The organism is Terrabacter sp. Root181 (genome assembly GCF_001428505.1).
In the GTDB taxonomy this organism is placed as follows: Bacteria; Actinomycetota; Actinomycetes; order Actinomycetales; family Dermatophilaceae; genus Terrabacter.
Genome location: NZ_LMHU01000001.1, coordinates 248,670 through 269,947 on the forward strand (window position 1 = coordinate 248,670; position 21,278 = coordinate 269,947).

A 21,278-nucleotide genomic window follows, 5' to 3' on the forward strand; every position below is an offset into this window, starting at 1 on the left:
ATCACCATGCGCGTCTTCGTCACCGGAGCATCCGGCTGGATCGGCTCGGCCGTCGTCCCCGAGCTCCTCGCACACAGCCACTCGGTCGTCGGTCTCGCCCGCTCCGACGCGTCGGCAGCAGCGCTCGAGCAGGCCGGCGCCGAGGTGGTGCGCGGCGGCATCGACGACCTCGACGTCCTGCGTGATGCCGCCGCCGCCTCGGACGGCGTCATCCACCTCGCCTTCAAGCACGACATCGCCTTCTCGGGTGACTACGCCGGCGCGGCGACCGCGGACAGTGCGGCGATCGAGACCCTCGGGTCGGCGCTCGAAGGGACGGGTAAGCCCTTCTTCATCGCCTCCGGCGTGCTTGGTCTGACGGCTCCGGGCCAGGTGGCGACGGAGACGGACGGGCACGACATCGACCCCTCCGCCGTCGGTCCGGCGGCTCGGGCGCTCAACGCGGAGCTCGCGCTGTCCTTCGCCGAGCGTGGCGTCCGCTCCGGGACCGTGCGTCTGGCCCCCACCGTGCACGGTGAGGGCGACGAGGGCTTCATGGCCAGCATCGTCGGGGTGGCGAAGGAGAAGGGCGTCTCGGCCTACGTCGGCGACGGCTCGAACCGCTGGCCGGCGGTGCACCGGTCCGACGCCGCCCGCCTCTACCGCCTGGCGCTGGAGCAGGCGCCGCCTGGCTCGACGCTGCACGCGGTCGCGGAGGGGGGCGTGAGCTTCCGCGACATCGCCGAAGCCATCGGTCACCGGCTCGACGTGCCCGTCACCTCCATCGACCCGGCCGACGCGGCTGCTCACTTCGGCTGGCTCGGCGGTTTCATCGGCCTGGACTCTCTCGCGTCGAGCGCGGCTACCCGCGAGCTGCTGGGTTGGCAGCCGACCGGGCCCAGCCTCATCGAGGACCTCGACGCCGGCCACTACACCAGGTCGGAGCAGGCTGACTGGGCTCCGTCGCGCTGACGTTCGGGCGCCTTGGCGCGGTCGCGGCGTGTGGTCAGTCCTCGAAGACCGACCAGCAGATGGCGTTCCGGCGAGCCTGGTCCTCGAGGACCAGTGCCCGGATCCGTTCGTCGAGCTGGTCGCGCTGCCAGTCACGCTCGAGCCGTCCGGCGTCGATCTCGTTCGGGTGTGCAGCTCGAGTGGCCTTGATCGCGTAGGCGGCGGCGCCGAGGTCGTGCTCGGCCACGTGGCCCACGCAGGCCGCCTGACCCGCGGCGTAGGCCGCGAACCGGGCGGCTCCCCGCAGAGGTCGAGCGGCCCCCATCGCGTGTCCGCCGCGGGCCCGGGCATCCATCATCGTCATCTCGCCGCGGGCCCACGCGCGCGCCGCGTCGATGGCGTCCCGCGGGCGAGTGTCCGACGGCTCCTCCGCCTCGAACAGATGCAGCACGTGCTCGGCACACCGGGCGGCCCACAGGGCCAGGAGCTGGTGATCCGCGTCCCTGAGCAGGCCTCCACGGCGGATCGTGACCAGGCGCGGGTCGCGAACGTCCGGCAGGATCATGCACCTAGCCTCCCAGCCCTCATGGCCCGAAGCGGGATCCGTCTGCAGGCTGGTGAAGAAATCTCGAGGAGGATGTCGAAGACCTCCCCGGCCGGTCGACGTAGGAGTACGAAGCACACCCGAGCAACGAGTAGGAGTGATCGACATGCCGCGTTTCATGGGATTCGTGAGGATGGAAGAGGGGATCGGCACACCGCCGAAGGCACTCTTCGATGCCATGGACGTCCACATCGGCGAACGGGCCGCCTCAGGAGTATTCCTCGACGGCGGCGGGCTGTACGGGACGGAGGACGCCGTGAACTTCGTGGTCAGCCAGGGCGAGATCACCCAGCACGACGGACCGTACGCCGAGTCCAAGGAGGTCATCGGAGGGTGGTCGATCATGCAGTACGACACCGTCGAGGAGGCCGTGGCCGACCAGCGGAAGTTCGCCGAGCTGCATGCCAAGTACTGGCCTGAGGTCACCGTGATCTCGACCCTGCGCCAGATCTCCACCGGCCCGGACGCGCCCGGCGACTGAGGCCCAGCCATGGCGTTGGCTTCGGGACGGCCGTGGGTCTGGGCCACCGCCGGCCCGCACGACTCGAAACGATGCCATCGTCGCGACGTGGCAGGCCGACCCGGCCCGCGCTCTCAACCGGGCTCGTGTTGCTGGACGCGTCGAGAGGCTATGGGGCCGCTGCTTCGAGCAGCCCCCTGCCGGCCGTTTCCACAGCACCCGGTTGCTCCGGGGCGATCATGTGGCCGGCGTCTGGGACGAGGGTGAGCTGGGCGCCGGGGACGCCGTCAGCGATCTCGACGGCGTTCTCCGGTGCGATGAGCCGGTCGCCCGTGCCATGGATGACAGCCGTCGGGCAACGGATCGCCGCGAGGTCGGGGCGTGAGTCCGGACCGCTCATGACTGCTTCGAGCTGGGCAACAAAGGCGTCGGGACCGATCTCGAGCGCCAGCGTTCGCCAGGCGTCGGCCGGGTCCGTGCGCGCGACGGTGTCGGCGTCGACCAGGACGGGGTAGACGGCATCGACGAGCTCGTTGAAACGGCCTGCGGCAACGGCACGCTCCTGCTCGCGTCGGCTGGCCACCTGTTCGGGGGAGTCCGGACGTGCCGAGGTGGCGATGAGGGCCAGCCCCGAGACCCGTTCCGGTGCGAGGCGCATGACCTCGAGGGCGACGTAGCCGCCCATGCTGAGACCGACCAGCGCGAACCGGCCGGGCGCTGCGGCAAGCAGCCGTTGCGCCATTCCGGTCACCGTGCTGTCGCGACGAGTGTCGGCGATCGTGACCCCGCCGTACGACCACACGATCGGCAGCAGCTGGTCGTACAGTCGGGCCGAGCACAACAGGCCCGGGATCAGAACGGTGTGAACAGGGGTGTCGGCATCCTCGAAGGCTTCAGAGCCCCGCAGACAGGGCACGCCAGCGCGGTGGACGCTTCCGAGCCCCGAGGATCTTGGGGCAGCAAGCGCATTGACTCACGATGGGTGGTGCACAGCAGCCGTCGGGCGAGCCCGTGTCTAGGCGACGTTGATGCTTCTCCAAGATGCCCGGCAGCGGCTCAGTGACGTTACGGCCGGCGCAGCTGGTCAGCCGCTGGCCCTCTGGATCCGTCGCCAACCGCCGGCTCGGTTGTTGCTCACTATGGCTCTGAGGACCGCGAGCAGCGGCGCATGGTTGATCAGATTGCCGCGGTAGATCTGTATGGCGCGGGCCGTCTTGTTGCCTTCGCCCTGGTTGATGATGCCGTCTGGGTCAGGGACTGTCGGGTCGTACAGGAACAGGTTGATGTGGTCTCTCGTCGCCAGGAGGGCGCAGACATTGCCGTCCAGAACGAAGTACGGCTGGACCGACCGCTTGATGGTCTCTGTGATGTCCGTGTCTGCCTCCCAGATGATCTCTCGCAGCTCGGTGCAGATGTCCCGCTGCCACGGCGGGAGGCGGTCGATGTAGGTGTCGACTCCCGGATGCGCAAGCTCTCCCATCGACCCACCGTAAGTCGGCCACGGCCTGGGACTCCACTGCGGCCGACTGACAGTGCGCCGGCTGGCGGCGAAAGGACGCGACCACTTGGCGGTGGTGCGGCATGTCGGACATCGCTGTCGTGAGGGCGGCGGTGTCCGCCTATCGCACCATGCGTATCTCGACCAGCCCGTCGAGATCTGGATCGACCTGCTCGGTCCCGTCGGCTGTGAATCCGTTCTTCTCGTAGAACCGGCGAGCCCGCGCGTTGCCCTTGGCCACCCACAGTTGTGCAGGCCGCTCGCTGAGAGCCTGGTCAAGGAGAGCTTGACCGACACCGTGGCCGTAGCAGCTGGACAGCACGTAGAGCGCGTACAGCTGCTCATCGCGCTCCGGCGGGTGCCCTTGGTGGTCGGCGGCCGGACCGTGCATGACAAACCCCACGATTCGGCCTTCGCGCCGGGCGACACGGAACCGCTCCCCGGCATCCTCCTCCGAGAGAAGACCCGACCACATCACCTGCCGACTCTCGCGCGCGGCGTCATCGTAGAAATGCTCTGGGAGCAGCTCTCTGTAGGCTTCCCGCCACGCCTGAACGTGGACCGAGGCCAGTTCCTCAGCGTCAGCAGTCTGTCGACACGGCCACTCACATCCTCACCGGAGACCCACGAGATGCGTCGCTCCGACAGCGAAGAACACTATCCCCAGTTCCGCACCGCATCGATGCCGAAGAGACCGTATCGCGGCGGTTAGACGCATCCACGCGTCCGCCGCAGCCAGCGACGAGGCTCCCGGAGTCCGGCACTCGCCGTGTCGCTCGGGCCTTACATTCGCTGGCATCACGGCTGGTCCGGAAACCTGCCGGGCCATCCGGCACTGATTGCGACGACGTACGAGGGCAGCGGAGAGGCGCCGCAGCAGTAGCCGGGCGCCTGCCGCAGGGTGGTCGCCGCCGGGAACGATGGTCAGGGAGGCGTGCGGGATCTTCTGCGCGCTTCGAGACCCGCCGGCGACGCACGCCAGGAGATCTCACAGGAACCGACTCGGGGATCCTGGCGTTTTCGCCCTGCGTCACCCAGCGCACAGACAGCACCGGGCCCGAAGCGCACCCTGACTGCATGAACACCAACAAGAGCATCAGATGCGCCATCGGTCGGCACCGCTGGCAGCCCACCCCCATCGCAGACATGCACGAACGGATCTGCGTCGACTGCGGCAGCCCCCGCTTCGACGCCTCGATCCACCCGGACCACGAGGCAGGCAGCGGAACCGTCAGCGCCTCGGGTCCTGGCCCCGCACACTTCCTCTCCGGCGGTGGATTCGGCGGAGGGTTCGACGGCGGAGGGTTCGGCGGCGGTCTTGGCTGACCAGCTCGTGCGCAGTGGCCGACCGCTGTCGTGACCTCGGTTGGTGCTGCCGGGTCGGGCGCCAGCCCAGACAAGCAACGCAGCCCTACAGCCCGACGGTAGCCCGATCGGGTTACCTCGTCCGCTCGCGGCGGTGTTACGCACCTCTGACAACCCCGCTTGAACGAGCGGACCATGTCCTGAGCGGGCCTATACATGCGGCAGAACGGGGCGCGACGTCACGGCTTCTTTGGCGCGAGGACCACGATTCACCGGCCGACAACGGCCGGATCCAGAATCAGATCCTCATGTTGCTCAACACCAGACGCGCAGCGCTCTCAGGCCGACAATCGACTAACGGGAAGGAAGGTCAGAAATGACAGTGCACACAAGGGAAGTCGCCCCTGAAATATCCTCGCCGCATTGGTTAGCCCGGACGGTGGCTGCCATCGCCGCTCTCTTCTGGTCAGTCCTCTTCTTCGGGCTCATCGACCTTCTGGTCGTCCCTCTTCAGGATGCGCGCTTCAATGCGCACTACGTTGTGGGAACCTCATGGGGGCTGCTGTACACAGCTCTTGTCGCATGGCCTCTCGTAATGTTCGCGGTGCGTGCCCGATGGTGGATCTTCCTCCACATCGTCGGCGCGTCAGGCTGCGCCGTCCTCCTCGTCGGACTGGTCGGACGTATCCCGGGACAGGCCCTCGCGGGAGCCCTCGTCATCCTGTCGGCCGCCGCACCTCTCGTAATGTCCATGCGCTCGCTGTGGCCAGCCGCACGGCCCAGGCTTCGGGCCTGTCCCGCCACGCCGCTCGTCCTGGCGACGATCGCCGGGATCGGGAGCATCGCTCACGCGGTCGCGGTCGTGGCCGCGGTCCGGTCGAACGCGGTAGACGACAACACGTGGGAACTGATGCACCTGCCCATGCAGGCCGCGTTCGGGTTCGCGGTCGCGGCAGCGGCATTCATCGCTGTGGTCGCCCGAGCGGTCGGAGCCAAAGGCTCTCGACTCAGTGCGCTTCCGGCCTCGGTCTCGGCCATCTGGTTCGGATCCGTGTGCGCGCTCTACCCCGACGTGGTCGGAAGCCTCGGGGTGCTCCTGAGCATCGTCGTGATCGCGTGGGGGCTGGCCTTCGCAGCGACGGCCCTCCTTGGCCGCACACCGCCGGCCCTATAAGGAGCCGGCCACATCGGGAGCCGAGTCCTGGCAGCGACCTCCGAAGGCGAGCCCACGAGACCCCGTGCCGCGCAGGCCCGATGGCCCAACAAGCTCTACTCCCAACTCCAGGCAGAGAGGGCCCAATAGCCGCCGAAGCCGGCGGCGAGATGAACCGCAAGCGCCAGCCCTACTCACGGCCTGAAGAACCACCTGCGCCGGAAGGCGGCGGAAGGACGCACTCGGCTGGCAAGCGGACGACGACGCCAGAGCGCCCAACAGAACGCGATGCACTAGATCGGTGAGCCTTCCGGGTAGCGGCGGTAGGGGGTCCGCGGCATTCCTACAAAGGGCTGATGGTGAACCTGCCGTCGTCCTCGATGAGCAGCACGCCGGCACCCTTGCCGAGCGGTTCGACGGTCTCACCCGTCAGGCCTGACACTGCAGCCTCGTTCGTCGGACTGTGTCCGACCACGAGGGCCCGGCCGCCCTCCGGAAGTGACTCGACGACGCCTCGCAGCGCTGCACCGAGGAGCCGCTCCTCGTGTTCGACCAGGTCTGGGTCGATCCCGCGGATCTGCTCGGCCGTGGCGTCCTTACCCGCTGCTTTGGCAGCGGCCCGCCAGCGGTCCTCGACCAACGAGCGCAGCCCTATCACCTCGGAGATGGGGGAGTCGTCCTGCCCGGCGGCGCGGCGCAGGATCCTGACCATCTGGGTGGCGCGGGCCGCGCCGGAGGAGATGAATGCGGCGTACGGCGGGTGGAGTCCCTCGCGGCCGATCGCCTCCGCATCCGCCACACCTTGTGCGGTCAACTCGTCGCCGTCGTTGTCGGTGTGCCGCCGAAGCTCCACGTAGCGCATCCCTCATCGTGGACACAGGATCGCGAAGGGCACAAGCAAAGGACTCCGTTGACGCGGGGGCGGCATGGCTGGAGACGGCCCCCGGCATCGTGCGGGTGAGGCGTTGACCGGGGTGGAAGGACGCGCTAACGCTCCAAGGGGCGGACCGTATGTCATTCCGCGTCGGCACCTCTATCTGTCGCGGTCCCGAGCCTGACCGGGCTACGCCGCCAACGCGGCCGGACACCTAGAACGCATTGGAGGGGGCGTGGGTGCCCCACGGGATCTGGTGGATCCTCCTCAGCATCGCCGGCGACCGGATCTGCGGCTGACCCGCTCCGACAACAGCGTTCTCGCTGGTTCGGGCGGCCGCGCTCGCTTCCCGCGCGATTGCCGTGAATGTCGCCGTCGGCACAGACGGGCACCCGCAGGACCGGGACCCTCGTGGCATGAACACGATGTCAGAGATGGTCCGATCCATCGTCCGAGGCGGGAACCGAGCGGCGGCCGACCCGCAGTTCATCGCCGACTACGCGTTCCCGCCGGGCATGATCGACCGGGCCCTCGCGCGATGCCCCGAGTCCGCGAGGGCCCCGGTCCTCGAGGCCGGCCTGCGCCAGTTCTTCCTCGCTGCGGCAGCGGATCCCGACCTGCGGGCCAGCATGCCGTCGCGCGTCGTCGACGAGGCGTGGCACGAGTTCATCACCTTCACCAGGGCGTACGACACGTTCTGCCAGCGGGCGTTCGGCAGGTTCCTGCACCACGAGCCCGAGTACCTGATGGCGTCGTCGGAGGCCACGGCCAACCAGACCACGGTCCTACGTGGGACCTGGAGGACCGCGTGCCTGAGCGCCGGGCTGGATCCCGACACGACGCGTACCGCGCCAACCCTGTTCGCCGCGGACCTCTGGGCGGGCATCGACGAGGCCCGGACGTATGTCGCCACGTGCGGCTCGGGGGACGCCTGCACCACGTCGGACGACGTCGTATGCGTCGAGCATGAGCTGGGCGGGCCGGTGCAGCCGGAGCCGGCACGCCGCCGCCGTCACGCGCGAGTCGGACGCCGCGGAGACGGCGGGGGTGGAGACGGCGGGGGTGGAGACGGCGGGGGTGGCGACGGGGGTGGCGACGGAGGTGGCGACGACGGGGGTGGCGACGGGGGTGGCGACGGCGGAGGCTGTGGGGGCGGAGGCTGCGGGGGCGGAGGCTGCGGGGGCGGCGAATGAGGCCAGATGAGGCATCGCACGTAGGGCACACGCACAGCGCCTCGTCATGTGAGCGGCCGGATCACCAGACCCATTGTGGTACCGCTTGAGAGGCTGTATCGGCAATAGCGTCCAAGAGCATCGCCAGCTCGGCTCCGCGTCGGGCGGCGAATCCCAGGTGCTGACCCCACGCGCGACCAGTGTGACGCACTCCTCCCGCTGCCGGGACCACGGCGCCGGAACCGGCACCCCACGACGTGACGACTACACGTCCATGACGCCGTCCACACCCTCTGGTGTGGGGTCGTCGCTGGAATTCCAAGCGGTTCCACCCACGCACTCGGCAAGACCCCTGCACGCGGCGGACAGACGCAGGGGGTCGGCGCTCAGGTCCCGCTTCGGAGCTTGTCGAGTCGCCACCTGTGTTGCGTTCCAGGCGGTGGCATGCTCGGCGTGTGAAGACGCAGGTGGTGTCGACGTCACTCGGTCCTGTGGAAGTGTCCTTGGCCGGTCCCGTCGGCGGAGCCGTCGTGCTCGCCTTTCCCGGGGGACACGCCTCGGCGGGCACTCCGCTCGGTTCAGACCTCTACACCAACCTGGGGTTTCGGGTCTTGGCCTTCTCCCGGCCTGGCTACGGCCGCACGCGCGTGGGTCCGCTGATGGCGGCCGAGTTCGTCCCTGCTGTGGCGGAGGTCTGCGACGGGCTTGGGATCAGCGAAGCGGCCGCAACCGTGGGAATCAGCTTCGGGGGACTCCAGGCGGTGCACGTCGCTGTCGCGCTGGGGCACCTGGCGCCTCGGCTGGTACTGCACAGCTGCGCTCCGTCGACGTTGCCCTACCCCGACAGCAGGCTGGAGGCGGCGGCGGGCCCGCTGGGATTCTCTCCGGGGACCCAACGACTCACCTGGCGGGCCATCCGCGCGATGACGTCGTCGGACAGGGGTCTGCGTCTGATGATGTCGACGTTGTCGACGCTCCCGGTCGACTCGTGGTGGCACACGTGGACGCCTGCGGACCGCGCATCGGCTCGGGCGACCTTCGCGGCCATGGGTTCCGGATCGGGGTTTGTCACGGACCTTCGGCAAGGCGCGGCAGACCGGGCGTGCTACCGCCACGCGGTTCTGCGGTCGGTTCCCTGCCCAACCCTCGTGACGGCGTCCCGACATGATCGTGGCGTGACTTTCGAACACGCCAAGGACTTCGTGCACACGGTACCCAGGACCCACCTGTTCGACACCAACGCGCCCAGCCACTTCTACTGGGTGGGCCCCGGCCGGCTGGCTCTATCCAACGCCATCCACGACTTCGTCGTCGATTAGCCAAAACGGACCCATTGCGGCAGTAGCACGCTCGTCGCAGCGGAGATGTTGGTCAGGCGGCTCAGGCTAGGCGCGCTGGTCCGCGGCCGAGGCTGGTTGTACCGACCAGTCCGCGGGTTCGTCGTCGGTGTCGGCGTCGGCGATCGCCTTGGTCTGGTGCACCTTGCCCGGCTGGTGGTGTTGCGGCGCATAAACGGTGTACACCTGCAATGGCTCGTCACCGATGTTGGTCACGTTGTGCCAGCTGCCGGCCGGAACGATGACGCACCAGCCGTCGGTCACCTCTTGGTCGAAGGTCAGCTCGTCCTTGCTGGGCCCCATCTGGGCTCGCCCGCGGCCGCTGTCGAGCCGGATGAACTGGTCGGTGTCAGGGTGCTTCTCCAGTCCGATGTCGCCGTTCACCGGGATCGACATGAGCGTGACCTGCAGGTACGTGCCGCTCCAGACCACGGTGCGGTAGTTCGGGTTCTCGAGCGTCTCCCTCTCCAGGTTGAACGCCTGGGGACCTGGGCCGCTGTCAGCGATGCTCATGGTTCGACCCTAGCCTCGCCCGAGCGTGGATGGACTGCTTCCCAACCAAGGCGGTTGCCACGCGCTGAAGGCAGCCTCCGTAACGAGGAAACGCCCGTCTAGGGGGGTGTGACGTTCCCTAGTGAAGGTAGGTGGCCGGAGGGTCTGCCCGGTCGCGGCCGATGTGACGCACCCTCGGTCTGCTGCTCGCGCCCCGGCGCACGCCTCGTCTACGGCACATCCGTGGTCACCTCAATGCCCGGCACCTGACTCGACTACCAGCACATTGCCCGACCATCGCTTGATCAGCGGATTGTAGAAATGTCGGACGTTCGCGTATGACGCGCACCTCGCGACATGAGGGTATTCAGAGCCCGGTCATCTTCGTGCACGTCTTCGTTGTAGCCGGGATCCGAGAGGCACCCGGGTCTCGGTCTCGGTCTCGCCGAGTGCGGTGCGATCGCGTAAGGAGGGCTCGGGCTGCGTGGCGCCGATCTGGTCGAGGGCGCTCGAGCCGGCGGGGTTGCCGGGGTTGGGGACGATCCAGGGGTTGCTCGAGCAGCCAGGCCAGGGCGACCTGCGCCGGGGTGGCCCAGTGCGCTGTCGCGGCCCGGCTGATGAGGTCGACCACTACCACTGCCCGGCAAACGCAAATACGTAGACAAAACCCGATATCCTTGGACGCCGCTATTGGCGGGAGAACCCGAAAATATGAGCAGTTTGTTCTAGTTGGAGGGGATATGGAACCAGAGACCAGACGTCCAGCGGACGAGGGGGAGGCATCCTCCAGGAACGTCGTTGGTGCCACTCACGCGTTCTTGCTCGATGTCAACGAGCAGCCCGAGATGACACGCATCAGTGCACAGGGCGCTGACAACGAAGCCTTGAGGAAGTCCCTGACTGAAGTGAACGAGCGAGGACAGGCGAGTAGAACGTGAGAGCCACACACGTGAGGATCGCAGGGTCACTGGCCCTGGTTATGGTTCTGGCCCTGATCCCCTTCGCGGCCGTGAGTAACGGCGCGTCGACCACGGCGCACTTCATCGCCAATCTTGGGGGAAGCACAGCACCAGCTGCCCTCGGCTACAACGTGTTCGACACCAGTCCCAGCAACGTGGGGAATCTTCCCAGTGGAGTACGAGGCCTGGTCTGGCTGGGACAGAAGTGCCCCACCACGGCAGATGCAAGTTTTCGGAGCGCCATCGACAATCTCAGTACCAATGAAGGGGTCTTCGGCTACTACTTGAGCGACGAACCCCACATCTCAGACTGCCCTGGTGGCCCGGCGGCCCTGAAGTCACGAACGGACTACATCAGGAGCAAGAACTCCAGCCAGTACACCTTCATCGTGCTGGATGACCAGGTGGACATGACACCGTTCCGTCCCGCTGTCACTGGGGTTCATCTGGTCGGCCTGGACCCGTACCCGTGCAGCATCGCCAACCCCCAGTGTGACTTGACCAAGATCGGACAGCGGGTGGGTTGGGCAGACACAGCAGGTATCCCACGATCACAATTGGTCCCGACCTTCCAGTGCTTCGGGCAGAACAACATCTCGGGTGGCTACTACACCCTGCCCACGGCGACACAGCTGCGCGCCATGCTGGCTGAGTGGGCCAAGTACCTGCCCGACCCGGTCATGGACTACTCATACTCATGGGGCAACCAGTCATCCTCGAACCCAACCCTGGTGAACTCGCCCGCGCTGCAGCAGGTGATGGCTGAGCACAACGCTGTTGCTGCGCCTACGGCAACCACAACGCCGCCGCCCACGGTGACAGTCACGCCTACGCCAACGCGCACGAAGAAGCCGCATCCAACTCACTCCGGGCGGGCAGGCTGAGCCGCCCCGGGTTTAGGGAGGCTTCAATCCTTGGGAAGCGTGGAGTCGTGACGGGGACAGGTCCCGCAGGTTCCCGCCTGAGCTGAAGGCTGGGGGGTGGAGCCACTCCGCTGTGACTGCGGAGCTGCTCAAGAGGTTGACCGGCGGAATGAGATGGCCAGTCCTGCAAGCAGCAGCGCTGCCGCCAGGAGGCCGAAGGCTGCGCTGAGGTCGATGTCTTGCTCGCTGACCGTCACGTGCTTGGGGAGGTCGGCGAGGACCTTGGTCAGGCCGTCGGCGTCTGTCGCGGCGAAGTACTCGCCGCCCGTCCTCTGAGCGACGCCCTTCAAAGCCGCCTCGTCCACCACGAGGAAGTTGCGGCCACCCAACGACCCACCACCGGGACCACTGAAGTCACGCGTCCGAGGCGTGAAGCCGCCGTACTGGTCGCGCGTGCACGCCATCTGCGTCGGGTTCGTCGTGCCGAAGCCGATCGGATAGACCCGCACCCCACGCGCCGCAGCCTGGTCAGCAGCCTCGGCCGGCGTCACCCCACGCGTGTTCGCACCGTCCGTCAACAGCACGATGATCTCCGGCGCCACATCCACTGCCGCACCACTGCCGCTACCCGAGCCGCCACCGACACCCCCACCAACAGAAGGGGTGGGCACAGGAGTCGGGTCCGCCAGACCGGGCCCGTCCGTCGTCGGCTCTTCGACCGGGTCGGCCGGCGCCACGTTCGGGTCCAGCTCGGCGATCGCGTCGATCGACCTCAGGATCGCCGCCCCGATCGTCGTCCCACGCCCCGTCGTCACCGCGTCGATCGCCGCCAGCAGCTCTCCCCGGTCCGCGGTAGGCGCCACCGCGAGCTGCGCGAACCCGGAGAAGACCACGAGCCCGACCTTCGTCTCGTCGTCCTGCCCCTCGACGAACGTCCGCACGGCCGCCTGCGCCGCGCTCAGCCGGTTCGGCACGACATCGGTCGCGCACATCGACCCTGACACGTCGAGCGCCAGGATGATCGTCGAGCTCGACGTCGGGACCGCTGCCCGCACCGTCGGCCGCGCACTCGCGAGCCCCAGCAGAGCCAGGGCGCAGAGCACCAGACCCACAGGGACGTGCCGCTTCCACGACGCCGACCCAGCACCGGCAGCACGCAGCAGCGCCACGTTCGAGTAGCGCACCGTCTGCCGCCGCCGACGCCGCAGCTGCCACACGTAGATCCCGAGCAGCACCGGCACGAAGACCAGCGTCACGAGCAGCAGCGGCACCCCGAACGACACGTCAGATCACCCGCCCCTGCCGCAGCACCGACACCGTCGCCCCACCCAGCAGCAACAGGGCAGCGAGCGCCGCCACCCACGAGGTCACCTCGTGCGGCACCGTCCGCGTCGTCCACTGCAGCTCGATCGCGTCATAGACGGCAGCCAACGTCGCAGCGTCCGACGCCCGTCGGTACGTCCCGCCCGTCGTCTCCGCGATGGCCTGCAGCGACGACTCGTCGAGCGCCGTCGCGATGCTGAAGCCGTCCACCTTGATCGTCGTCCCCGCCGGCGTCCCGAGCCCGATCGGCTCGATCCGCACCCCCGCCGCCGACGCGAGCTCGGCTGCGCCCGAAGGCCCGTCCTTCGTCGTGTCCTCGCCGTCGGTGAGCAGCACGATCGCCGTCCCGCCGTGGTAGCCGACCGGCGTCTCCTCGTCCGTCCCCTTCTCGGCATCGCCCGGCGCCTTGACCGGCTTGCCGACGATCGCGCTCAGCCCGCCGAGGATCCCGTCGCTCAGCGACGTGTCACCGGCCGGCTTCAGCCGCGCGATCGCCGCCAGCACCGCAGACCGGTCGTCCGTCGGCCGCTGCGTCACGAGCCCGGTTCCGCCGAATGCGACGACCGCGATCCGCACCGACGCCGGCTGCTTCGCGACAAACCCCCGCGCCGCCGCCTTCGCCGCCTCGAGCCGCGACGGCTTCACGTCCGTCGCCGCCATGCTGTTGGACACGTCGAACGCGAGCACGACCGTGCCGTCCCGGTGCGGCTCGGTGACCGACGCCACCGGTCGCGTCAGCGACAGCACCATGACCGCCATCGCCGCGATGAGCAGGGCCGGACCCAGGTGCCGCCACCGCGACCGTGCCGGCGCGGGCATGACGAGCCCGTCCGCCGCCAGCGCCGCCCGCCGGGCCCCCTGCGCCCGCAGCACCCGTCGGTAGCCGACGACGAGCAGCGGCACGACGAGCAGCCCCGCCAGCGCCCACGGCCACATCAGTGACAGCTCGCTCACCGCCACCACCTCATCGCGACCACCTCATCGCCGTCGCCTCCGCCGCAGCTCGGAGATCCGCAGCAGCGACCGCACGAGGTCGTCGTCCGTCCGCACCGGATAGAGGTCGACGCCGACCTTGCGCGCCCGCGTCTCGAGGTCCGCCTGTCGCGCCTCCGCGGCCGCCGCCAGCCGCGCCCGGAACCCGACGTCGCTCGTGTCGACGAAGATCTGCTCGCCCGTCTCCGCGTCCTCGACGTAGACCGCGCCCGCGTCCGGCAGCTCGCTCTCGCGGGGGTCGACGACCTGGATCGCGACGACCTCGTGACGCCGCGCCAGCCGCGACAGCGGCGCCTCCCACCCGTCCGCCGTGATGAAGTCGGACACGACGAGCACGAGCGACCGCCGCCGCGCGATCCCCGCCGCCGCGGTGAGCAGCACCGACAGGTCGGTCACCCCACGGCTTGCGTATGCCGTCCCGCCAGGTCCGCGCCCACCCGCGGTCCGCGCCCTCCGCCGCCCGAGCCACCCGCGCTCGCCCCGCCCGCCGGCCCCGGCCGCCGCCGCAACCTCGGACTCAGCAGCGCGCGCCTCTCGGCGGTCGAGCAGCGTCTTGGCGATCCGCAGCACCTGGTTGCGGCCGGACGACGGCGGGATCACGAGGTCGACCCCGGTGTCCATGACGATCGCCCCGACCCGGCTCCCGCCACGCGTCAGCACGTGCGCGAGCGTCGTCGCCACCTCGGCGAGCACGAGGTCCTTCTGCCGGTCGACCGGCCCGAAGCCCATCGACGCGGAGTGGTCGAGCAGCAGCCACGCCGTGAGCTCACGGTCCTCGACGAACTCCCTCACGTAGGGCTCGTCGAGCCGCGCCGTCACGTTCCACTCGATGTGCCGCAGGTCGTCGCCCGGCACGTACTCACGCAGGTCGGTGAAGTCGAGCCCGGCACCCCGGAAGAGGGTCCGGTAGTCGCCCTGGAGTCGCCCGTCGAGCCGCCGCACCACCCTCCACTCGAGGCGCCGCAGCAGGCTCTCGGCGCTCAGCGTGGAGGTCGCGCCCATGTCGCGTCACCGCCACCGGCGGCACCAGGACCACCGGGACCACCAGAACCACCAGGTCCCCCCGGAAGCTCGGCCCCGAAAGCGCCCGCCACAGAAGCCGACCCACCAGATCCACCAGACCCACCGGCCCCGTCGAAACCGCCCACCCGCTCGCGCAGCGGAGCCGTCGGCACCGGCACGGCCTCGAGGATCGGCGTCAGCAGGTCGTCGGCCGACAGGTCCTCGGCCAGCGCCTCGTAGGACAGCACGATCCGGTGCCGCAGCACGTCCCGTGCGAGGTCGCGCACGTCGTCGGGCAGCGCGTAGTCCCGCCCCCGCAGGAACGCCAGCGCCCGCGCCGCCAGCACGAGGTTGATCGACGCGCGCGGACTCGCGCCGTACGTCAGCAGCCGGGCCAGGTCGTCCCGGCCGACGCCCGCCGGCTCGCGCGTCGCGGTGGCCAGCCGGACGGCATACTCGATGACCGCGGGGTCGACGTAGACGGCGTCCGCCTCGCGCTGGAAGCCGCGCAGCATCTCCGGGTCGAGCACCTTGACCGTCGCCACGGCGGCCGAGATCTGCCGCTCGACGACGACGAACTCCTCAGCGGCAGAGGGATATCCGATGAGCACCTTGAGCATGAAGCGGTCGACCTGCGCCTCGGGCAGCGCATATGTCCCCTCCGACTCGATGGGGTTCTGCGTCGCCATGACGAGGAACGGGTCGGGCGCCGGGTAGGTCTCGCGGCCGATCGTCACCTGCCGCTCCTGCATGACCTCGAGCAGCGCGCTCTGCACCTTCGCCGGCGCGCGGTTGATCTCGTCGGCGAGCACGAGGTTGGCGAAGACCGGCCCGAGCGAGACCTGGAACTCGCCGTCCTTCTGGTTGTAGATCCGCGTCCCGACGAGGTCGGCCGGCACGAGGTCGGGCGTGAACTGGATGCGCTGGAAGTCGCCGCCGATGGCCTGCGCGAGCGTCTTGATCGCCATCGTCTTGGCCAGCCCCGGCACGCCCTCGACGAGCAGGTGCCCCCGTGCGAGCAGCGCGACGAGCATCCGCTCGACGAGCACGTCCTGCCCGACGATCGTCCGCTTCACCTCGTAGAGCGCCTGCTCCAGCGCGTGCCGACCAGTGGGTGCCTGTCCGTCCATGCCGTCCTCCTGCTCGTTCACGCCTGCTGGGTCACGCTCGTCGATGGCGTATGCCGTGTGCTCGCCCCCCGCGTGGGGGCGTCCTCTCAGCGGGGTGGGCTGCCCGCCGCCCCTCCCGCCGTCGCGATCGGGACCGCGAAGCCGATACCGACGAAGAGGGTCTCGTCGGTCGGGTTGGCGAGGCCGGTGACGATGCCGACGACCTGCCCGGCCTTGTTGAGCAGCGGCCCACCGGAGTTGCCAGGGTTGACGGCTGCGTCGATCTGGATGAGGTGCTCGAGCTTGCGGTCGCCCTCGACGCGCACCGTCCGGTCGAGCGCCGACACGACGCCGGCCGACAGCGAGTCGGTCAGGCCGAGCGGGTGGCCGACGGCGAAGACCGGCGCCCCGACGGCGACGCCACCACCGAGCACGGCCGGGACGACCGTCTCGGGCAGCGTCGACGGGGTGAGGGTCGCGATGTCGCTCTCCGGCTTCTCGCTCGCGACCTTCGCCGGCGAGGTCGTGCCGTCGGCGAAGGTGACGGTGATGTTCGTCGACCCGTCGACGACGTGCAGCGCCGTCAGCACCGTGCCGTCCTCGTTGACGACGACCCCGGCGCCGCTGCCCTCCTGCTCGACCCCGTCCACGGTGTCGCGGGTCTCGATGAGCACGAGCGACGGTGCGATCGCCGCGTGCGCGACCGACCCGTCCGCCGGGGCGGCGGCGTCGGCCTCCGCCTGCTTCTCGATGCCGCGCTGGACGCTCGTGTCGACGTCGCGCTGCGTGAGGACGTGCGGTGCCGGAGGCCGCGTGACGGCATACGTCGTCACGAGCGCGACGATGACGAGGAGCGCGACAATGCCCCACCAGGCACGGCGCGACACTCGGGCCAGACGGTCGCGGAGACGCTGCCACCGACCGGGCGGGGGAGGCTCGGGCTCCGGGGCGGGCGTGCCGAGGAGCAGCCTGGCGCCTGGGGCGACGGCGGTGTCGATCGCAGGGGGAGCGGTGACCCGTGCCACCTTTTCGACTGTACGTTTCCTGAGACCCGAGCGGCAGAGGCTGTCGAGTCTTCACAGGATCGCGAGAACCGAGGACGGCCGCCCCGACGACGGGTATAGAGAGGTATGCCGTCTGCCGCCTCCCTGCTCAGCCAGCACCTCCGCGAGCAGCGAGAGGCGCTGACGACCGCCGAGGCCGACGTGCGCGCGGGCGAGCCCGAAGGGGTCCACGACCTCCGCGTCGCCATGCGCCGGATCCGCAGCGCCCTCGCGAGCTTCCACGCCCTCGTCGACCCGGCTGTCACCGAACCGCTCCGCGACGAGCTGCGCTGGGCGGCGGGCCGCCTCGGCGAGGCACGGGACGCCGAGGTCGTCCAGGACCTCGTCGACACGCTGCTCGACGACATCGGCCCCGCCGGCCTCGTCGGCCTCGACGAGGCCGTGACCGGCCTCCGCGCCCGGATGCACCTCGACGCCACCGCCGCCACCGAGGTCATCGACGAGACGCTCGGGTCGACCCGGTATGCCGCCATGACCGCCCTGCTCGACAGCGTCGTCACGCACCCGCCCTTCACCGACGAGGCGGAGCGGAGCGTCGCGAAGGTCGTCCGCACCGTGCTGCGCAAGGAGGGCAAGCGGGTGCGCGAGAGGGTGGAGCTGGCCGATGTCGCCGACGCGGCGGCCGACCCCGAGTTGCGGGCGGCGTGCCTCCACGACGTGCGCAAGGCGGCCAAGCGGCTGCGCTACGCCGCCGAGGCGGTGGCTCCGATGACCGGGTCGAAGGTGCGCCGGGTCGCCGAGCGTGCCGAGGACGTCCAGGGCCTGCTCGGTGACCACCACGACGCCGTCGTCACTCGGGCGACGCTGCGCCACCTGGCGATCGACGAGGACGCGGGCGTGGCCGCGGCCTTCCTGCTCGGCCACCTGGACGCCGACGAGCAGCGTGCCGCGGAGCGCCTCGAGCGTCGCGGCGGCAAGGCGCTCAGGCGTCTCGACCGAGCCCTTGACCGAGCCCTCGCGTAGACACCGCCCCACTCGACGTCCGGGTGGGGCCGGGTCGGGCTCAGGGAGAGAGGGCGCGGCCCTCCGCGACCAGGCGGGGGACGGGCTGGTCGGGGTGGGGCTCGTCGCCGACCTCCTGCTGGGCCACCCACATCCGCGCCTCGAGCTCGTCGCGCACCTGCGCGTAGGCCGGGTCGTCGGCGACGTTGACGAGCTCCTCGGGGTCGGCCTCGAGATCGTAGAGCTCCCACTCCTGCGCGAACCGGCGGTCCGAGCAGCCGGGCAGACCGAGTCCGTCGTTGTAGAAGAAGATCAGCGTGTAGCGGTGGGTGCGGTAGCCGTAGTGCGCCCCGACGTGGTGGCTGCGGTCGTCGTGCATCCAGTAGCGGTAGTAGAAGCCCTCGCGCTCCCTCTCCCGATCGCGCTGCGCCCCAGCCGGATCCGTGAGGTCGCCCCAGAACGACCGCCCCTGCATCCGCTCGGGGACCTCGACGCCGGCCGCGTCGAGCAGGGTCGCCGCGATGTCGACGTTCGTGACGATCCGGTCGAGCCCCTGCCCCGTCGCGACGGCGCGCGGGTAGGACAGGACGAACGGCATCCGGATCGACTCCTCGTACATGAAGCGCTTGTCGAACCAGCCGTGGTCGCCGAGGAAGAAGCCCTGGTCGGAGGAGTAGATGACGACGGTGTCGTCGAGCTCGCGCCGGTCGGCGAGCCACGACGTCAGCCGGCCGACGTTGTCGTCGACGGACGCGACGCACGCGAGGTAGTCCTCCATGTAGCGCTGGTACTTCCACAGCGCCTCCTCGTCGGCCGACAGCCCGGGCGGCACCGGCTGCTTGAGGTCCTCCTCGGTCAGGTGGTCGGCGATCCGCATGGCCGCGCGGCGTGCCGTGTCGGACCGACCCGCGAGGTCGTCGGTGAACGTCGCCGGCACCGGGATCGGCGTGCCCCCGGCGGGCCCGCCCTCGGCATACATCCCCGCGTGCGCGGCGTCGGGCTCCCACGGCCGGTGCGGCGCCTTGTGCCACACGAGCACGCACCACGGCGCCCTCTCCCCGTCGCCGTCGTGGTCGCCCCCGCCCCCGCCGTCGTCGCCCTCGTCGAGGGACTCGACCCAGTCGATGGCGAGGTCGGTGATGAGGTCGGTCGCGTAGCCCGGCTCGACGCGCAGCCCGTCGGGGGAGAGGAAGCGCGGGTCGTGGTACTCGCCCTGGTCGATGAGCGCGTCCCACCGGTCGAAGCCCTGCGGGTCGTGGTCGACACCGTCGCTCGAGCCCTGCCCCATGTGCCACTTGCCGACGAACGCCGTGCGGTAGCCCGCCTCGCGGAGCGCCGTGACGAAGGTCGGCTGCGACGCGTCGACGAACGTGTCGAGCGTCGTCACGCCGTTGACGTGGCTGTAGGTGCCGGTGAGGATCGAGGCCCGGCTCGGCGCGCACAGCGAGTTCGTCGCGAAGAGGTTGTCGAGGCGGACGCCCGCCGCCGCGAGGGCGTCGATGTGCGGCGTGCGGTTGACGACCGAGCCGTAGGTGCCGATGGCGTGGGCCGCGTGGTCGTCGCTCAGCACGAAGACGATGTTGGGGCGGCGCTCGCTCACGAGCCGCCCCCGCCGCCGGCCGGCACCGTGCGGTGCGCGTCGGCGGCGGCCTGGATGCGGGCGACGTAGTCGCTCCACCAGGCGTCGTCGCCCATGTGGTCGTGGTCCCGCCCGCCGCGCCCGTCGATCGACTCGCGCAGGATGTCGGCGTGCCCGGCATGCTGCGACACCTCGGCGACGCACCGGACGAGCAGCGACCCGAGGGTCGTCTCGCGACGCTCCTCGGGCCACCACGCGACCCTCGCCGGGGCGTCGAGCCCGAGCTCGCGCACGACGGCGTCGCAGTGCGTCGCCGCCCGCTCGTAGAGCCCGACGAGGTCGGCGCGGGACTCCTCGGCCGTGGCCCACATGTCGGCCGAGTCCCAGATCGAGCCGTCCTCGACCCAGGGCAGCCGCTCGCGCGACGGTCGCCCGACGGAGTCGGCGAGGTAGGCGAGCTGGACGCCGGCCACGTGCTTGACGAGCCCGAGCAGGTTGGTGCCGCTCGGGGTGATCGGCCGGCGCACGTCGTAGTCGTCGAGCCCGTCGAGCGCGCGCAGCAGCCCGTCGCGCCCCTCCTGCAGGTAGCGCAGGAGGTCGTCGACGAGGTGGGGTCCGCTCACCCGCGTCGACTCACTCGTCCCGCTCACAGCACTGGTCCCGCTCGGCGTCGCGCTCACGCCGACCACGCTAGACGCCGCCCCCGACGGCGGCGAGGGATGAGGACCACCGCCGGCGTATGCCGTGTCGCCCGGTCGTCAGGACGCAGCCCCTTCCAGCCCCGCCAGGTCACGTCGCCTCGCCGCCGGTGAGCCCGGCGTCGGTGCGAACCGCCAGATGACTCCCTGCTGCACGAACGTCCACGCGTTGTTGAAGAACCAGTAGGCGACGAGGCCCGCCGGCACGACGACCGCCGCGGCCAGCACTCCGACCGCGCCGAGCCACGGCAGGAGCCGCTGGACCGTCGCCATCCCCTCGGGGAGGTCGGTGGGGTCGGTCATCGGCAGCACGAACCAGCGCTGGGTCAGCAGGCTCAGCGCCGCCGCACCCACGGCGACGGCGACGAGGACGAGCCCGGCCACCGGGTTCGACCCGAGCGTCGTGCCGAGGTGGCTCGTCAGGTGCAGACCAGCGAGCGAGGCGGCCGACGCCGACGCGACGAGCCCGGCGTCGAGCGCCCCGACCGAGTGCCCGGCCGTGAGGTCCGAGACGACGCGGTAGAGCGCGTAGAAGAGCGGCAGCTGGAGCAGCGCGGGCGCGAGGCTCCAGCCTGAGACGCCGTGCTCGGCGTGGATCGCCTTCTGTTCGGCGCGCATCGCAGTCAGCTGCTCGAGGTCGCGGCTGCCGGCATACCTCTGGCGGAGCTCGCGCAGCTGGGGTGCGGCGTGGGCGCGGGCGTGCGACGAGCGCACCCCGTGGATCGTCACGGGCAGCAGCACCGTGCGGACGGCGACGACGAGCAGCAGGACGGCGAGCAGCCAGGCGCCCGCCGACCCGGGGCTCAGGCCGAGCGAGCCGGCGACGTCGTGGGTGGCCGCGAGCACCGCGGCGACGGCATGGGTGATGGGGGACAGCAGGTCAGGCATGGGTGAGCTCCTCGGCTCGGGCCCGCGTGGGGC

General features: G+C 70.1%; 22 protein-coding genes. 8 read left to right on the forward strand and 14 right to left on the reverse strand.

Features of this window, described 5'->3' with window-relative positions:
* Nucleotides 1–6: 6 nt before the first annotated feature.
* The gene (locus tag ASD90_RS01140; protein WP_056750474.1) at nt 7–951 is read left to right on the forward strand and encodes an SDR family oxidoreductase; all 945 of its coding nucleotides are present in this window, start codon (nt 7–9) and stop codon (nt 949–951) included.
* Between the two features lie 34 nt (nt 952–985).
* Here ASD90_RS01140 and ASD90_RS01145 read toward each other — a convergent pair whose 3' ends face one another.
* Nucleotides 986–1,495 (reverse strand): putative immunity protein, encoded by a 510-nt coding sequence (locus ASD90_RS01145; protein ID WP_056750477.1) that lies wholly within the window; start codon nt 1,493–1,495, stop codon nt 986–988.
* A 145-nt stretch (nt 1,496–1,640) separates the two neighbouring features.
* Between ASD90_RS01145 and ASD90_RS01150 the strand changes: the two genes are divergently transcribed.
* Nucleotides 1,641–2,015 carry a YciI family protein gene (locus ASD90_RS01150; protein ID WP_056754181.1) on the forward strand — a complete coding sequence of 125 codons (375 nt, stop codon included), beginning with the start codon at nt 1,641–1,643 and terminating at the stop codon, nt 2,013–2,015.
* A gap of 148 nt (nt 2,016–2,163) precedes the next feature.
* Here ASD90_RS01150 and ASD90_RS01155 read toward each other — a convergent pair whose 3' ends face one another.
* The 3 genes from ASD90_RS01155 to ASD90_RS01165 all read right to left on the reverse strand — a co-directional run bounded on the left by ASD90_RS01155 (nt 2,164) and on the right by ASD90_RS01165 (nt 4,063).
* Nucleotides 2,164–2,736, reverse strand: a complete 573-nt coding sequence (locus ASD90_RS01155; RefSeq protein WP_157622920.1) for an alpha/beta fold hydrolase — start codon at nt 2,734–2,736, stop codon at nt 2,164–2,166.
* 342 nt (nt 2,737–3,078) lie between these two features.
* Complete coding sequence (locus tag ASD90_RS01160; protein WP_056750484.1) at nt 3,079–3,474, reverse strand: DUF1801 domain-containing protein; 396 nt, start codon at nt 3,472–3,474, stop codon at nt 3,079–3,081.
* A gap of 139 nt (nt 3,475–3,613) precedes the next feature.
* Nucleotides 3,614–4,063: a GNAT family N-acetyltransferase gene (locus ASD90_RS01165; RefSeq protein ID WP_056750487.1), complete on the reverse strand. Its 450-nt coding sequence runs from the start codon at nt 4,061–4,063 to the stop codon at nt 3,614–3,616.
* Between the two features lie 506 nt (nt 4,064–4,569).
* On the opposite strand from ASD90_RS01165, the gene ASD90_RS01170 reads away from it, so the two are divergent.
* Both ASD90_RS01170 and ASD90_RS01175 read left to right on the forward strand, forming a co-directional pair.
* Nucleotides 4,570–4,818 (forward strand): hypothetical protein, encoded by a 249-nt coding sequence (locus tag ASD90_RS01170; protein WP_056750489.1) that lies wholly within the window; start codon nt 4,570–4,572, stop codon nt 4,816–4,818.
* A 418-nt stretch (nt 4,819–5,236) separates the two neighbouring features.
* Nucleotides 5,237–5,971 (forward strand): hypothetical protein, encoded by a 735-nt coding sequence (locus ASD90_RS01175; protein ID WP_056750492.1) that lies wholly within the window; start codon nt 5,237–5,239, stop codon nt 5,969–5,971.
* Nucleotides 5,972–6,293: 322 nt separating this feature from the next.
* On the opposite strand, the gene ASD90_RS01180 is transcribed toward ASD90_RS01175, so the two are convergent.
* The gene (locus ASD90_RS01180; RefSeq protein WP_056750494.1) at nt 6,294–6,812 is read right to left on the reverse strand and encodes a histidine phosphatase family protein; all 519 of its coding nucleotides are present in this window, start codon (nt 6,810–6,812) and stop codon (nt 6,294–6,296) included.
* A gap of 428 nt (nt 6,813–7,240) precedes the next feature.
* Here ASD90_RS01180 and ASD90_RS23725 point away from each other — a divergent pair, with 428 nt between their 5' ends.
* Together ASD90_RS23725 and ASD90_RS01190 are read left to right on the forward strand one after the other, a co-directional pair.
* Nucleotides 7,241–8,017, forward strand: coding sequence for a hypothetical protein (locus ASD90_RS23725; protein WP_056750496.1), 777 nt, complete (start codon nt 7,241–7,243; stop codon nt 8,015–8,017).
* A 434-nt stretch (nt 8,018–8,451) separates the two neighbouring features.
* A complete protein-coding gene (locus tag ASD90_RS01190) occupies nt 8,452–9,315 on the forward strand; it encodes an alpha/beta fold hydrolase (RefSeq protein ID WP_162260159.1) in 864 nt (287 codons plus the stop codon).
* A gap of 66 nt (nt 9,316–9,381) precedes the next feature.
* On the opposite strand, the gene ASD90_RS01195 is transcribed toward ASD90_RS01190, so the two are convergent.
* Nucleotides 9,382–9,846 carry a cupin domain-containing protein gene (locus tag ASD90_RS01195; RefSeq protein ID WP_056750501.1) on the reverse strand — a complete coding sequence of 155 codons (465 nt, stop codon included), beginning with the start codon at nt 9,844–9,846 and terminating at the stop codon, nt 9,382–9,384.
* A 928-nt stretch (nt 9,847–10,774) separates the two neighbouring features.
* Between ASD90_RS01195 and ASD90_RS23285 the strand changes: the two genes are divergently transcribed.
* Complete coding sequence (locus ASD90_RS23285; protein ID WP_157622924.1) at nt 10,775–11,668, forward strand: hypothetical protein; 894 nt, start codon at nt 10,775–10,777, stop codon at nt 11,666–11,668.
* 128 nt (nt 11,669–11,796) lie between these two features.
* Here ASD90_RS23285 and ASD90_RS01200 read toward each other — a convergent pair whose 3' ends face one another.
* From ASD90_RS01200 to ASD90_RS01220, 5 genes are all read right to left on the reverse strand, one after another.
* Complete coding sequence (locus tag ASD90_RS01200; protein WP_056750504.1) at nt 11,797–12,930, reverse strand: VWA domain-containing protein; 1,134 nt, start codon at nt 12,928–12,930, stop codon at nt 11,797–11,799.
* A 1-nt stretch (nt 12,931) separates the two neighbouring features.
* The gene (locus ASD90_RS24105) at nt 12,932–13,924 is read right to left on the reverse strand and encodes a VWA domain-containing protein (RefSeq protein WP_304437892.1); all 993 of its coding nucleotides are present in this window, start codon (nt 13,922–13,924) and stop codon (nt 12,932–12,934) included.
* Nucleotides 13,925–13,948: 24 nt separating this feature from the next.
* On the reverse strand, nt 13,949–14,965 hold the full coding sequence (locus tag ASD90_RS01210; protein WP_056750506.1) for a DUF58 domain-containing protein: 1,017 nt from the start codon (nt 14,963–14,965) through the stop codon (nt 13,949–13,951).
* Nucleotides 14,944–16,116: a MoxR family ATPase gene (locus ASD90_RS01215; RefSeq protein ID WP_200958513.1), complete on the reverse strand. Its 1,173-nt coding sequence runs from the start codon at nt 16,114–16,116 to the stop codon at nt 14,944–14,946. The genes ASD90_RS01210 and ASD90_RS01215 overlap by 22 nt, the downstream gene beginning before the upstream one ends.
* A gap of 65 nt (nt 16,117–16,181) precedes the next feature.
* Nucleotides 16,182–17,099, reverse strand: coding sequence for a S1C family serine protease (locus tag ASD90_RS01220; protein WP_235506341.1), 918 nt, complete (start codon nt 17,097–17,099; stop codon nt 16,182–16,184).
* A 105-nt stretch (nt 17,100–17,204) separates the two neighbouring features.
* On the opposite strand from ASD90_RS01220, the gene ASD90_RS01225 reads away from it, so the two are divergent.
* Nucleotides 17,205–18,101, forward strand: coding sequence for a CHAD domain-containing protein (locus ASD90_RS01225; RefSeq protein WP_056750509.1), 897 nt, complete (start codon nt 17,205–17,207; stop codon nt 18,099–18,101).
* Nucleotides 18,102–18,141: 40 nt separating this feature from the next.
* Here ASD90_RS01225 and ASD90_RS01230 read toward each other — a convergent pair whose 3' ends face one another.
* From ASD90_RS01230 to yidC, 3 genes are all read right to left on the reverse strand, one after another.
* Nucleotides 18,142–19,680: a sulfatase gene (locus ASD90_RS01230; RefSeq protein ID WP_056750512.1), complete on the reverse strand. Its 1,539-nt coding sequence runs from the start codon at nt 19,678–19,680 to the stop codon at nt 18,142–18,144.
* Entirely contained in the window at nt 19,677–20,339 is a 663-nt protein-coding gene (locus ASD90_RS01235) for a DinB family protein (protein WP_235506342.1), read from the reverse strand. Before ASD90_RS01235 ends, ASD90_RS01230 begins: the two co-directional genes overlap by 4 nt.
* A 78-nt stretch (nt 20,340–20,417) precedes the next feature.
* Nucleotides 20,418–21,245, reverse strand: a complete 828-nt coding sequence (gene yidC / locus ASD90_RS01240; RefSeq protein WP_056750517.1) for a membrane protein insertase YidC — start codon at nt 21,243–21,245, stop codon at nt 20,418–20,420.
* Nucleotides 21,246–21,278 lie beyond the last annotated feature (33 nt).